The 12,606-nt window shown below is 61.3% G+C and carries 12 protein-coding genes; 9 read left to right on the top strand and 3 right to left on the bottom strand.

The window, feature by feature from the left end; translation table 11 throughout:
* Positions 1–12 precede the first annotated feature (12 nt).
* The 4 genes from ACP16H_RS24915 to ACP16H_RS24900 all read left to right on the top strand — a co-directional run bounded on the left by ACP16H_RS24915 (position 13) and on the right by ACP16H_RS24900 (position 3,181).
* The gene (locus ACP16H_RS24915) at positions 13–432 is read left to right on the top strand and encodes a hypothetical protein (protein WP_425074867.1); all 420 of its coding nucleotides are present in this window, start codon (positions 13–15) and stop codon (positions 430–432) included.
* Positions 432–1,460 carry a type IV secretion system protein gene (locus ACP16H_RS24910; RefSeq protein WP_425074866.1) on the top strand — a complete coding sequence of 343 codons (1,029 nt, stop codon included), beginning with the start codon at positions 432–434 and terminating at the stop codon, positions 1,458–1,460. The genes ACP16H_RS24915 and ACP16H_RS24910 overlap by 1 nt, the downstream gene beginning before the upstream one ends.
* 150 nt (positions 1,461–1,610) lie before the next feature.
* Complete coding sequence (locus ACP16H_RS24905) at positions 1,611–1,862, top strand: helix-turn-helix domain-containing protein (protein ID WP_425074865.1); 252 nt, start codon at positions 1,611–1,613, stop codon at positions 1,860–1,862.
* Positions 1,862–3,181: a type II toxin-antitoxin system HipA family toxin gene (locus ACP16H_RS24900; RefSeq protein ID WP_425074864.1), complete on the top strand. Its 1,320-nt coding sequence runs from the start codon at positions 1,862–1,864 to the stop codon at positions 3,179–3,181. The genes ACP16H_RS24905 and ACP16H_RS24900 overlap by 1 nt, the downstream gene beginning before the upstream one ends.
* Positions 3,182–3,250: 69 nt before the next feature.
* Here ACP16H_RS24900 and ACP16H_RS24895 read toward each other — a convergent pair whose 3' ends face one another.
* The 3 genes from ACP16H_RS24895 to mobC all read right to left on the bottom strand — a co-directional run bounded on the left by ACP16H_RS24895 (position 3,251) and on the right by mobC (position 8,133).
* Positions 3,251–5,218: a type IV secretory system conjugative DNA transfer family protein gene (locus ACP16H_RS24895; protein ID WP_425074887.1), complete on the bottom strand. Its 1,968-nt coding sequence runs from the start codon at positions 5,216–5,218 to the stop codon at positions 3,251–3,253.
* Positions 5,211–7,457, bottom strand: coding sequence for a relaxase/mobilization nuclease domain-containing protein (locus tag ACP16H_RS24890; RefSeq protein WP_425074863.1), 2,247 nt, complete (start codon positions 7,455–7,457; stop codon positions 5,211–5,213). Before ACP16H_RS24890 ends, ACP16H_RS24895 begins: the two co-directional genes overlap by 8 nt.
* An 88-nt stretch (positions 7,458–7,545) precedes the next feature.
* Positions 7,546–8,133 carry a plasmid mobilization relaxosome protein MobC gene (gene mobC / locus ACP16H_RS24885; protein WP_425074862.1) on the bottom strand — a complete coding sequence of 196 codons (588 nt, stop codon included), beginning with the start codon at positions 8,131–8,133 and terminating at the stop codon, positions 7,546–7,548.
* Positions 8,134–8,601: 468 nt separating this feature from the next.
* On the opposite strand from mobC, the gene ACP16H_RS24880 reads away from it, so the two are divergent.
* The 5 genes from ACP16H_RS24880 to tnpC all read left to right on the top strand — a co-directional run bounded on the left by ACP16H_RS24880 (position 8,602) and on the right by tnpC (position 12,577).
* The gene (locus ACP16H_RS24880) at positions 8,602–9,321 is read left to right on the top strand and encodes a ParA family protein (protein ID WP_425074861.1); all 720 of its coding nucleotides are present in this window, start codon (positions 8,602–8,604) and stop codon (positions 9,319–9,321) included.
* A gap of 4 nt (positions 9,322–9,325) precedes the next feature.
* Entirely contained in the window at positions 9,326–9,976 is a 651-nt protein-coding gene (locus ACP16H_RS24875; RefSeq protein ID WP_425074860.1) for a hypothetical protein, read from the top strand.
* 207 nt (positions 9,977–10,183) lie between these two features.
* Positions 10,184–10,612 carry an IS66-like element accessory protein TnpA gene (gene tnpA, locus ACP16H_RS24870; RefSeq protein WP_425074650.1) on the top strand — a complete coding sequence of 143 codons (429 nt, stop codon included), beginning with the start codon at positions 10,184–10,186 and terminating at the stop codon, positions 10,610–10,612.
* Positions 10,609–10,962: an IS66 family insertion sequence element accessory protein TnpB gene (gene tnpB / locus ACP16H_RS24865; protein ID WP_425074649.1), complete on the top strand. Its 354-nt coding sequence runs from the start codon at positions 10,609–10,611 to the stop codon at positions 10,960–10,962. The genes tnpA and tnpB overlap by 4 nt, the downstream gene beginning before the upstream one ends.
* A 124-nt stretch (positions 10,963–11,086) precedes the next feature.
* Positions 11,087–12,577 carry an IS66 family transposase gene (gene tnpC, locus ACP16H_RS24860; RefSeq protein ID WP_425074648.1) on the top strand — a complete coding sequence of 497 codons (1,491 nt, stop codon included), beginning with the start codon at positions 11,087–11,089 and terminating at the stop codon, positions 12,575–12,577.
* Positions 12,578–12,606: the final 29 nt, after the last annotated feature.

Genomic DNA, 12,606 nt, shown 5'->3' with positions numbered 1-12,606 from the left:
AAAGGATACCCCATGCGCCTTTCCAACATTGCCATTCTTTTTGTTTTTGGCGCCGGGCCCGCATTGGCCGAGGGCGCGCCCGCCGTGTCGACCGGACTGACTGTCGACACGGCGCCGCGCCAATACCGGATCTGCAACGACCGCCCCGCGCGCCCTGCCTGGATGGATGAACTGCATCCGCGCGAAGCCTATAAGGCGTTAACGATGATGGACCTATACGAGTTGCGTGCTTGGGAGCGGATCGCCGAGACCGAGGATTGCTCTTGCGATACGCGTTTCCCGGGATGGGATGAGGTTTCAGAGGAGTACGGCGAGCGGTTTGCTACCAGCTCCAATGCTGAACACACGCAGGCCCAGCTTCAGATCCGCCGAGAACGCAATGACATCCGCCAAGGCGTTCAGGACATCTGTGAAGCCCAAGGCAACTGGTAATGGGTGTCGTCAGCTGGATGGTTGGAACGGCGGACGCCTTCCTTGCCGATGCCGCGGAGTCCCAGTTCGGGGCGGTCGCAGGCAATATCGGTATGATCGTCCTGCTGATGGTGACCCTTTCGGCAATCGGCCTCTTCATCAACATGGCCTTCCAGTACCGCAGCATGGATGGCGCGAGCTTCTTCTGGTACCTCATGAAGCTGATGCTGGTCGGGCTCTTCGCCTTCAATTGGGTCCAGTTCAATGCGGTCGCCGACGCGGTGATCGGCGGATTGGATTACGTCGCAGGCGCGCTCGTATCCTCAGTTGGTGGAGGCGGGGCAGGGGCCACCCATTTCGCTGGCGAATTTGACAATCTGATCGAACGATTTGCCGACTACCTGAACGCCATCGGCAGCAACCTGAACTGGATGACCGGCGCGATCCTTGGCGGCATTGGCCTCGTTCTGCTCAGCCTCCTCGGTTTCATGACCGGCATTGTGCTGATATTCGCCAAAATTATGCTGTCCCTCATGCTCGGCCTCGCCCCGGTCATGATCGCGCTCTCGCTCTTCGAGGCGACGAAAGATTTCTTCCACCGCTGGGTCTCGACCACCATCAGCTATGCCTTCTACCCCGTCGTCATCGCCGCGATGTTCTCTACCGTTGTCGGCATGGCCAATGCGCTCCTTGCGCAGCTCGGCGATCCGGGATCTGCGACGAATATCGGCTCGCTCATCCCATTCTTCGTGATGGTGTTCCTCGCCAAGGGGTTCGTTGCGGCGACGCCGCTGATCGTGCGAGGGCTGTCGGGGAATTTCATGTTGATGGCGGGTCCGAATGCGTTTGGTGGTGCCGCAGCGGTTGCGCGGGGCATGGCGAACACGGCTGGCGTTAAAGGACGCGCTCGGATGGGCGCGCTGACGACTGGGGAGGTCGTCGGGCGAGGGATCGTGCAAGCGCCAGCAGCAACGGTTACGACTGTCCGAACCGGTGGAGCAATGGTCTCACGGGTGGCCGAGAGGGCACGTAGGATGAGCAAGGCTTGACGACAGCGGGATGCCGTGTGCGCAGGATGAAACTTCTACAGTAAACACGTCTAAACGTATAAGGCCGAAATATACGCCAAAACGATTAGTTTCTATTTATTCGCTAGGCCGCATATTGATTAATTATGCGCTCTGACGTATCTTTGCCGCATGAGCGATCTGGCACGTACACCAAGACAAATCGGCACTCTGATTCAGCGGGCACGCAAGAGGCGCGACTGGACCCAGAAGCAACTTGCCGAACGCGCAGGCCTGCGGCAAGCGACGATTTCCACGATAGAGAGCGGCGAGACGCCTGCAAAGCTGGACACCATCCTCGCTGTTCTTGCCGCCCTCGATTTGGAATTCCGGATCGGCGCGCGGTCAAGGGGCGATGCCAGCGACATCGAAGAGATCTTCTGATGGGGCGGCGTCCGGCCTATGCGCCTTTGCGTGTTTATATGAACAACCGCCGCGTCGGCACCCTGAGCCGGGAGGCAAGCGGGGCCGTTGGGTTTTCCTACGTCGAGGACTGGCTGGACTGGGACCATGCCATGCCGGTCTCCTTGTCGCTGCCTTTGCGTGAGACGCCTTATCGGGGCGAACCCGTCATGGCCGTCTTCGAAAACCTCCTGCCTGACTCCGACCAGCTCCGCCGCCTCGTTGCAGAAAAGGTTGGGGCGCGTGGGATTGATGCCTACAGCTTGCTGACAAAGATCGGGCATGATTGCGTGGGCGCTCTCCAGTTCATCGTGGACGAAGACGAAGCCCCGGACGCCACCGGCCAGATAGAGGGCGAACCGGTCGACGCGGCCGCCATCGAAAAGCTGCTGAATGGGTTGAGCCAGGCACCGCTTGGCCTGACCAGTGACGACGCGTTCCGGATTTCCGTCGCGGGCGCGCAGGAAAAGACCGCGCTGCTATTGCATGAGGGCCGGTGGATCAAGCCTCATGGGACCACGCCGACAACTCATCTGTTCAAGACGCAGATCGGCAAATTACCCGGTGGCATCGACCTGTCGGACAGTGTCGAGAACGAACTCTTTTGCCTGAAACTCACCGAAGCCTTCGGCCTCCCGGTGAACACTGCAACGATCGAGGCCTTCTGCGAAACTAAGGCGCTGGTCATCGAACGCTTTGACCGCCGCTGGACAAAGGATGGCCGCCTGCTCCGTCTGCCGCAGGAAGATTGCTGTCAGGCACTGTCTGTTCCGCCAACCCTGAAATACCAGAACGAGGGTGGGCCGGGGATGGTTGATGTCCTGAACCTGCTCAAGGGCAGCGACACGGCCATCGAGGATCAGGATACCTTTCTCAAAGCCCAGCTCGTCTTCTGGCTGATCGGCGCGACGGATGCCCATGCCAAGAACTTCAGCGTCTTTCTTGGCCCCGGCGGCAGCTACCGGATGACGCCGCTCTACGACATCGTGACGGCGCAAGGGGCTTTGGACGCGCGTCAGATCGAACGCAAACAGATGAAGATGGCGATGTCCGTTGGGAAGAACCGACACTACAGATTTGACCAGATCCATGGCCGGCATTTTGTGCAGACCGCCATGCGCGCAGGCCTGTCTCAGAAGCGCGCGGTGGCCGTGATCGAAGAGGTCGCGGCACGCGCGCCCGAAGCCCTCGAAATCGCGGCAAATGCCCTGCCGGGCGGATTTCCGGCAGCAATTGTCGATAGTGTCAGCGGAGCTTTGAAAGGGCGGCTTGGCGGCCTGAGAAGATCCGGCGCAGTGTGACGCGGAATGTCCAAATGCTTGGTCGAGGGCCGTTTTCTCGCTTGGCCAAACAGCTATCCGCTCCGATGCCTAGCCGTGCTCTGCAATGATAGCGCGCGTGGTCTGTACGGCTGAGGCCAGTGCCGCCTGGTCTGAATACTTGATGCCCAGCCCTTTGACATCAAGCGAAAGTTTGCCCGGGCCTCCGCGACCGGCTTCGGCTCGTGCCGAACGGCCACGGGCTTTTGAAACAGGGCTGGAGTTCGGCTGAGAAACTCCGCTCGAAATCTCCGGCTTGTTCTGGCCCTCGTCCCGCGTTGCGTTCGCCGCCCGCACCTCTTGCAGTTCCTGCTTCAGCCTCTCGACGGTCTCGCGCGTCTCGGACATTTGCCGATCCCGCCGCATTCCATCTTCGTCCGGATATGGAAAACTCCCCGACTGGCCCGCGTGCAGCACATCAAGGGCCAGGTCTTCGAAGTATTTGATCCGCCGCGCCCGGATCGGCATCTGCGCGTCGATCACGAGGATGACCTCGTCGAGGTCCATGCGCCGGGCCTGATCTTCGGTCAGGAGCGGGGTGTCCTCGGTCCTCTCCGAGACGCTGCGTCCTTCGAACGGATTGCGTCCAACAGCGCGGGACCTGGTTACCACGCGCTTTGTGGTCTTGCCGACAGCTTGGCTCAGCTCCTCGATGGTCTTCTGCTCGGAGGGGGTGAGGTAGAGCTTCACGCCGGCGCCGCCCTGAAGCGACCTGCGGGTGTTCTCACCATAGATTTCATCCAGCGCGGGGATCGTCTGGGTCACGATGGCGAGGTTGCCGCCAAAGGAGCGCAGGGTCTTGATGCTCTCGGCGACGATTGGCATTTTGCCGAGCCGGTCAAACTCGTCGAGCATGATCATCACGGGCCAGGGCTCGTCATCGCCGGGTTCGTGTGCTTGCAGCGATGCGATCAGGTCCGAGAAGAAGAGACGGATCAGCGGCGCCAGCGGGCGGATCATCTCGGACTCGACAACGAGATAGATCGCATGCGGACGGCGCCGGATATCCCGGAATGAGAAGTCAGAGGTCGCAGTGGCCGCGTCGATCGCGCGGTTGTCCCACGTGTCGAGGCCCGATGTCATCAGGAGGGAGAGGTATGAGGTGAGGGTATCGTTGTTGGTCGAGGCCATACGCTCGAAGATCAGTTTGGCCGACTTGTTCTTCACCTCCTGCGAACGCTTCAGGTATTCCTTCTGCTTGTCGCCCCCCGAGGCTGTGATGCGGTAGATCTCGCCGATAGTCGGCACGCCGCGCTCGAAGGCCAGAAGACCAGCCGCCACGAACAAGTCGATACCGCCTGCTAGAAGGCCGCTCAGCTTTTCATTGTCGGTCTGCAGGAAGAGTTTGGCGGTGAGTTTCAGCTCCATCTGCTGCCGGTCGGGGTTGGTCATGGCCGCGATGCGCGCAAGCGGGTTGTAGCGGTGGGTTGGGCGGTCCCAGTCGGTCGGCGCGAAGCGGAAAACCTTGTCCCCCATGCTGGCGCGGAAGCGCGAGGTCTCGCGGAAGTTCTCGCCTTTCACGTCGAGCACCACGGCCGAGCCCTTGTAGGTCAGCAGGTTCGGGATCACGAACCCCACGCCCTTGCCGCGGCCTGTAGGCGCCACAATCAGTGCGTGGGGGAAGGTCTTCGAGACAAGAAACGGGCGCCTGGATTTCGGGGAACCGAGCTTGCCCAGAAGGAAGCCGCCGCCGGGCTTGGCAAAGAAACCATTCCTCTTCATTTCACCGCGGGTTTGCCAATGCGTCGTCCCGAAGCGGGTCAATGCATCCCCCAGAAGCGTGACGCTCAGCATCAGCGATGTCAGGCCGAAGCCGCCAAGGATGAGGTTCACCCAGAGGAAGTCCTTCGGCGCAGACTGAGACAGCCCCCGATATTCGCGGGCGAGCAGGTTGACGTCGAAACGCGTGGTGGAGAGCCCGTACCGGAACATGACAAAGCCGGTCGCCACGACATAGCCCATGGCGAGGCCGACCAGCACGAGGCTCAACAAGCCGATGGCAATCTTGCCTTTATCCATGGGTGATCCCCTTCTCGCCATCTGACACAGCGTGGCGTGCGCGCTGCGCCTCGATCTGCTCTTCGGCCAATGCATCGAGAACACGCTCCATCGCCGGACCGTGCGCAGTGACCTCGCTGCTCTGAAGATAGGTCTTGGCGAGTTCCAGCTGGCGCAGCGAATCCTCGGTGAACCGGTGCAGGGCATCTGCATTTCCGTTTCGAAGAGCTTCAAGGGCATCCGGTGACAGGCGTTCGTCCACCTGACGAACGATGTCCCGCTGCTCTGTATCCGAGATTGCCTCCCCTGCACCGGCTTTGCGCACAAAGGCCATGACGGCTGGGGCGGTCTCGTCCAGAAAGCGACGTTCAGCATAGTCCTGCCTTGCCTGATCCTCGATGTCGAAACTGCGCTCACTGATATAGGCTCGGGAGGCGCCAAGCGCCCGCAAATGATTGACCTCATCTTGGACGGCCTGGCTGAAGTCCTCCTTCGGCATCTCGGTGCGGTAAAGGGCCAGAGTGCGAAGTTCCTCAGTGATACGGCCAAGATCTTCCGACGGATCCCGTAGGGCGAGGTCCATGTCGCCGGCGTGCAGCGTGCGGTCCTGCTGTGCGACGGCATGCTCCTGCGGTTTACGGCTGTCCGTGATCTGGTCCCAGGCCATGGAGGCAAGTTCGGCATGTTGGGGAGACCGTTGCGCATAAGTGTCGAACGCCTTGCGGGCCTCCTCCACCTCGACAGCACCTGCGCGCCGGACGGAAGGGTCATCGGAGAACGGGTAGGTGAAATCCGTCTGGCGGAACTGCGCCACCAGCGCGCGGAAGTCCTGCCGTTCCGACGGCGCAAAGACGTCCGGGCCGTCATCCGTACTGATGCGGTCCGAGGCCGCCAGACGGTCGCCGAGGGCTGCTTCGGCATCCTCCGTTTCCTCGACCTCGTTGGGCACGCGCAAGACGCGTCCTTCGGTCAAGATATCTCCCAACCTTGTATGCACGGCTTCCAACCTGTCGAGCGCATCTTCTCGATCCTCTGGCTTATCCAGATCAAAGCCTTCTTCCTTGGCGATCGCTTGCAGGTCCTGCGCCAGCCACTGCCGCTCCAAGGCGGCATTACCCGCGCCTTCGCGCAGACGCGCAACAACAGCCTCAGGATCAATGCCCGTGCCCTGCAGCGCCTCGACCAGCTTCGGGGTCACGTCCCCATTGTTCAAACGAGCGAGATGATCCTCACCCGCGTTGGACCTGACATAGATACCGTCCGGGGAGGGGGCATCGAGCAAGGCACCAGACCGATCGCCAAGCGGGTTCAGATGGGCGACCGAGGCGAGGACGTCGGTCAGCTTGCGTTCGATCTCCGGGCGGTCCGCCGCGGATGCCTTGTCAATCACCGCCTCGATCTGGCGGATGTTCTGGGAGAACTCAGTGATCAGCGTATCGAACGCTGCTTCGTCTTGGGGCATGTAGATGGCTCCGTCAGATTGAATCTGACCGCCACTGGCAAGAATGGTGCTGGCCCTCTCGAGCGCTTCGGCCACGTCTTCGAAATTTGAACGTGATGCCTCTGCCGCGAGCCTGCGGTAGATCAACGCGTTGTGCCTGACGGTTTCCAAAGCGCCCGCTAGGTCAGCGCCGGTTCTCTGGCGCTCGACTGGGGGACGGCCTTCGTCGCGGGCTTTGTAGATTTCGTCGATCTCGGCGCGGTAGGTCGTGACGCCGCGATCCAGGCGACGCGTCGCCTCAAGGCGGATCCCATGAACTTGGGCCGCATCGACCATCGCCTGGCGAAAGGCGTCGTAGTTGAAGTGATGATCCTTCCCGAGAAAGAACATTTCGCCATCCTTGCTGCGGCGGTTCAGAACGATATGCGCATGTGGATGCGCGCGATCCTGGTGTATTGCAGCAATATAGTCGAATTGCGACCCCTCACCTTGAAAGAACTTCTCGCAGACCACCTGGGTGATATCGCGCACTTCGTCGCCGCTCGTTCCAACCGGAAATGCCATCAGCAGATGCGACGTATGTCCGAGCTTGGGGTTGTAGCGCTCGTTCCACTGGTTCTCGAACCGCCGCGCCACGCGGTTGATCTCCGCCTCCGTGAGTTGCTTCTTCCCATCGTGGGTACCGCGGCTGTCGAGGATGTGGGTCGACTTCGTCGTGAGGTATGTGAGTTGTGCCCGCAGCTGCGCCCCGGTGTGACAGCCGCCTTTGGAAATGGGTTTGAAGATCGCTGGCGAATAGCCGCGCGCGGCCCGAACCATCTGCGCGCCCTTGGAAAGCCCCCGCCAAGATCCCGAAACTCGGCTCCAGCCGCGGTCAAAGAGCGCCGGGTCGATGCCACGGACCCGGTTACTCCGCCCCATTCTCATCCCTCTCGGCGAGGCCCGCCAGGGCAGAGCTGATCTCAAGGTCCAGCACACTGCGCCGCGCACGCGACATCTCCTGGACCTGGTCGGCCAGATCGAAGACCAGTCCCGCAAGCGCGCGGACGTCACGGTGACTTGAGGGCGGGTAGGACAGTCTCTGGCCCCGCACCTTGGCCTCGTTCAGACGCCTCGCGATCTGGTTCACATTGTTGCCAACCCGGTTGAGGGCCGCTCCAAGGCTGCGGAGTTCTTCAGACATCTCGTCGTCGGGCAGGAACACACCATCTGCCGCCAGCATCAGGCGGCGCATGGCATCCGAGCGGTGCGCAATTCCGCGCCGCGACAGCGCCGCGTCGAACCGGCGCAGGTCGGCCTCTGACACGCGCATCGTCAGGACACGAGATCGGCTCCCGTTGGCGGAGCGCACCGAACGACCGTGGCTGAGGACGTTGTAGATCGTCTTCTGGCTCACGCAAAAGCGCACAGCGAGATCGCTCGCAGGAACGCCCTTCGCCCACTCTCGGACGATCTTCGAGCGCTCCTCGTCGGTCAGGCGTCGGGCTTTGGGCATGTGAAGTATACGTTCCTATTTCTTGCCAACTTCGTACAAGCCCGCCGACTCCCAACGCAAGTGGAGTCGGCCATAAGGGATTGTACTCAATGTATAAAATCGCCCTTCAGGGGCGATTTAACGTCCTCTGCGGAGTGCAGCCCGCGGGATGCGCTTCGCGCCCCGTCTTCCGCGTTCCGCGGCCCGTTTCCCGTCTTCAGCATCCCGTATTTTGCGGGATGCGGTCTGGCGTCCGGCACCCGCCTCACGTCGAGTGCGCCGCGTCACACGCCAAGCGCGCTACGCACCCTGCTTCGCGGACCGCGTCCAGTGTCTGGTGCTGCGTGCGATCCGCGCCCCGGAAAGCGCGCCACGCCGACTGCCCTATGTCTCGCGCGGTCCGCACAATGCTTGACGACCACAATTGGTCGGGATACCGACACGAAACTCGTTTTGCGACGTTTCACTAATTTTGCTGGAGGTGCCCAGATGCCCAACGACAACCTCGTGGTGATCGCAGCGATGGCCCGGAAGGGGGGGAGTGGCAAGACCACGCTCTCCCGCGCCCTGATCAGCGCGACCGTCGCAGCCGGGCGCCGGGTCATGCTCATCGATACCGACAGTACCGGTGTGCTGTCGTCCTGGCACGCGCGCGCCGAAGGGGCAGGGTATGGCTCCCCGCAACTGCGGTCATCGGTCGCCGGGAGTGTCCCGGACGTCGACCGGATGATTGAACAGGTCTACTTGGAAGACTCGGCGGACTTCATCTTCATCGACACCGCCGGGGTCGGGGCCGAATGGTCCGACGAGGTCGCGGTACTCGCCGATCACATCGTGACCCCGGTCATGCTCTCGACGTCGGATTTCGACGTGGGCGGCCAGACTGTGGATTGGTTCCGCCAACTCGCCGCGCGCGTCGACGACGCTTCCGCGCTGCCCCGGCACCACGTCGTGCTGAACATGGTAGACCCGAAGACCACCAAGGCGGATGCGGCGCTGATCGAGAACGCCATCGGGATGTTCCCGCTCATTGAGACCGTAATGCTGCGCCGGAACGCTTACAAGGAAATGGACGAGAAGGGGCTCATGCATGCCATCGCACTTCGCAAGCAGGCCGACCCGAACCCGCTGATGCGCCCCCATGTGCGCCACATTGTCGAGGCGCTGGAGGAAGCGACCGACATACTCAACAACATCCTCGCCGTCTGACGCGATGCGCAAGAAGATCCCGACGATCACCCACCCGGACCCCAGCTATGCCGCAGGTCTGAAAATCGCTGCGCCTGCCGAACCGCAAAGCCAGGACATCAGCAGGCTTGGCTCTGAAGGAGATGAGAAGACGCGGACGATCCAGCGGGCACAGCCGGTAACGCCGGAACGAAAACCTGTATCGGAATCTGAACAGGCTCTGCAACCCGCCGAGCCTTCTCCGGCAGTTTCGCAGCCTCAATCTATGCCAACCCGGAAGGTGGATGTGCGGGTGACCGCATTAGAGAGCCAAGCAGAAGCCCTGATCGCCTGTGGTCTCAATCCGGCCCATGTCGTCAGGGCCGCGCTGAGGCGCGCGACAAAGCATTGGCAGCTGGAGCCGGAGTTCGTTCCGGCAAGAGGCGAACGGACTGCGAAACCCTCCGCTTGGCGGATGCGCACTACAGTCGCCGTGGATGTGAAGGCTTTGAACACGATCATGGTGACAGCAGACCCGCTGGACGTTTGCAGCAAATGGTCACTGATTCGCGGTCAACTCGAACCGCTGGTCTGGCGAGAGATCGACGTGCTTCTTGCCGAGTTGGTTAACGCAAGGACGACGATCGAAAACACGTCGCCAGAAATCACAAACTCTGGCCCCTCCGGCGATAGTTAGCCGCATTGATGCGAGAATCTGCGCAGGCAATGATCAACCTCGAATTGCATGTTGCGAGCGCGGAATAACGCCAATAGTAGGTGCGCAAGAATGTAACAACGGCGCATAACAATCGTTTTGCGGTAAGCGTTTCCTGGCCCCCACCTTCCAGCCGATAGCCTGACCTGCGATGCCGCGCCTGACGGATATTGGTGCGGGAGTTTCGCGATGGCAACTACGGGTGAGTTTCTCAGGGACTATGGCGTAGAGATACGGGGGAATGGTCAGCGGCGCTGGCCCGACGAGGTCAAGGCGCTGATCGTCGCTGAGACGTTGAAGCCGGGTGCGACGGTGAATGCGGTTGCTGCGCGTTATGGGCTTCGCGCGAACCAGCTTTCAGAATGGCGCAGTCGGGCACGCGATGGCCGGCTGGTTTTGCCTGCGGTTGAAGATGACAGCTTCTGTTTTGCGCCGGTCATGGTGTCGGATAACGGCGGGGTGCATGTGCCAGCTGTTGCGGGGCAGCCAGTCACGCCTGCAGCACCGCCCTCGGCACCAATCGAGATTGCGATGGGCCAAGTCACGATCCGATTGGACGCAGAGACGCGTTCTGACCGGATAGCCGAGATCGTGCGTGCAATCGGGGCACGGCCATGATGTTCCCTTCAAACCGCATGCGGGTTCTGGTCTCGACGCAGCCTGTGGACTTTCGCAAAGGTCACGATGGGTTGGCGGCAATCGTGTCATCGGTGCTGCGCAAGGATCCGTTCACGGGGACGGTGTTTGTCTTCCGCTCGCGCAGGGCGGATCGGCTGAAGCTGTTGTATTGGGATGGGTCTGGGCTGGTGATGGCGTATAAGCGATTGGAGGAGGCAACCTTCACTTGGCCTGCGATCAAGGACGGGATGATGGCGCTGAACCACGCCCAGTTCGAGGCCCTGTTTGCCGGGCTGGACTGGCGCCGTGTCAAGGCGCTGGAGACACGCCCACCCACTGCGACAGAATGAAACAACCATTCTCTTTTGCGTGTTTTTACTGGGGTTTTTATCATAATCTCGGGTCATGATTGAAACGCCTGTCATTGACCTTTCCACCATCCCTGCCGCGCAGCGTGCAGTGGTTGCGTCATTGATGGAAACGATCGCAGCGCTTCAGGATATTACCCAACGCCAACAGCATCTGATTGCCGAACTGAACCATGCCCTGCGTGGCAAACGGTCGGAAAAGCTGTCTGAGGATGAGCGGCAACTGGCCTTCGAGGACCTGTCCATCGCGCTGGCCGAGGTCGAGGCAGAGAAGGAACATCTGGCTGCCAAAACGGATGACAAGACGGCAGCCAAACCTGCGCCAAAGCGCACCATCGGCAACCTGCCCGCCGCACTGCCGCGCATCGAAGAGGTTATCGAACCCGATAGCCTGATCTGCCCTTGTGGCTGCGGCGTCATGCACAAGATCGGCGAAGATCGCAGTGAACGGCTCGACATCGTGCCGGCCCAGTTGCGTGTGATTGTCACCGTCCGGCCCAAATACGCCTGCCGGACCTGCACCGACGGTGTGACCCAAGCTCCAGCACCAGCGCACCTGATCATGGGTGGGTTGCCAACTGAGGCCAGCATCGCCCATGTGTTGGTCAGTAAATACGCTGACCACCTGCCATTATACCGCCAAAGCCAGATCCTGGCGCGCGCAGGCCTTGATCTGCACCGTGCCGTGCTGGCGGATTGGGTCGGCAAGGCAGCGTTCCACCTCAAGCCCGTCGTCGACCGGCTCGCCGAACATCTGAAACGATCCGGCAAGCTGTTCATGGACGAAACCACGGCCCCGGTGCTGGATCCGGGTCGCGGTAAAACCAAAACTGGCTATCTCTGGGCCCTGGCCCGCGATGACCGGCCATGGGGCGGTGAAGATCCGCCCGGTGTGGTCTACTTCTATGCACCCGGTCGGGCGGGCGAGAATGCCGAAACATTCCTGACAGGCTTTGACGGCATCCTGCAGATCGACGGATACCAGGGCTACAACCGACTGACCAAACTGACCCGCAAGGGCGGTGCCCCCATTCGGGTGGCCCATTGCTGGGCACACGCGCGCCGCAAGCTGAAGGAAGTCTTTGACCGCGATGGTTCAGAGATCGCCGCCGAAGGCCTGCGCCGCATCGCCGAAATCTATACCGTTGAAGCCGATATCCGTGGCGTCTCGCCCGGCCAGCGTCTGTCTGCCCGTCAAAGCCGCAGTGCTCCACTGGTCGTGGCATTCGGTGATTGGCTGCAAGCACAACGCCGCAAGATCTCCGCTAAATCCCGGCTGGGCGAAAAGCTGACCTACATCCACAATCACTGGGACGGTTTGCAAACCTTTCTGACCGACGGGCGCGTCGAGATCGACAACAACCGCGTCGAAAACCTGATCCGCCCCATCACTCTAAATCGCAAGAACGCCCTCTTTGCGGGTCACGACGAGGGCGGCATCGCCTGGGGCCGCATCGCCTCGCTGATCGAGACCTGCAAGATCAACGGCATCGAACCCTTCGCCTATCTCAAGGCCACCCTCACAGCGATCGCCAATGGCCACCCGCAAAGCCGCCTCGACGATCTGCTGCCGTGGAACTTCAAGCTGTCAAGCTAAACTGACCGTGCCGTCCAGCGACCGCTTAC

It is taken from the genome of Sagittula sp. S175, from assembly GCF_049800975.1.
GTDB lineage: Bacteria > Pseudomonadota > Alphaproteobacteria > Rhodobacterales > Rhodobacteraceae > Sagittula.
Note: the sequence above shows the minus strand (reverse complement) of the source record. Positions and strands in the feature narration are given on the sequence as shown.

Excerpts from the sequence above, each read along its gene's own strand:
- ACP16H_RS24880 (WP_425074861.1), top strand. The coding sequence starts at position 8,602 with ATGCCCAACGACAACCTCGTGGTGATCGCAGCGATGGCCCGGAAGGGG.
- ACP16H_RS24900 (WP_425074864.1), top strand. The coding sequence starts at position 1,862 with ATGGGGCGGCGTCCGGCCTATGCGCCTTTGCGTGTTTATATGAACAAC.
- ACP16H_RS24895 (WP_425074887.1), bottom strand. The coding sequence starts at position 5,218 with ATGGATAAAGGCAAGATTGCCATCGGCTTGTTGAGCCTCGTGCTGGTC.
- tnpA (WP_425074650.1), top strand. The coding sequence starts at position 10,184 with ATGGCAACTACGGGTGAGTTTCTCAGGGACTATGGCGTAGAGATACGG.
- ACP16H_RS24875 (WP_425074860.1), top strand. The coding sequence starts at position 9,326 with ATGCGCAAGAAGATCCCGACGATCACCCACCCGGACCCCAGCTATGCC.
- ACP16H_RS24890 (WP_425074863.1), bottom strand. The coding sequence starts at position 7,457 with ATGGTTCGGGCCGCGCGCGGCTATTCGCCAGCGATCTTCAAACCCATT.
- ACP16H_RS24905 (WP_425074865.1), top strand. The coding sequence starts at position 1,611 with ATGAGCGATCTGGCACGTACACCAAGACAAATCGGCACTCTGATTCAG.
- ACP16H_RS24910 (WP_425074866.1), top strand. The coding sequence starts at position 432 with ATGGGTGTCGTCAGCTGGATGGTTGGAACGGCGGACGCCTTCCTTGCC.
- tnpB (WP_425074649.1), top strand. The coding sequence starts at position 10,609 with ATGATGTTCCCTTCAAACCGCATGCGGGTTCTGGTCTCGACGCAGCCT.
- tnpC (WP_425074648.1), top strand. The coding sequence starts at position 11,087 with ATGGAAACGATCGCAGCGCTTCAGGATATTACCCAACGCCAACAGCAT.
- ACP16H_RS24915 (WP_425074867.1), top strand. The coding sequence starts at position 13 with ATGCGCCTTTCCAACATTGCCATTCTTTTTGTTTTTGGCGCCGGGCCC.
- mobC (WP_425074862.1), bottom strand. The coding sequence starts at position 8,133 with ATGCCCAAAGCCCGACGCCTGACCGACGAGGAGCGCTCGAAGATCGTC.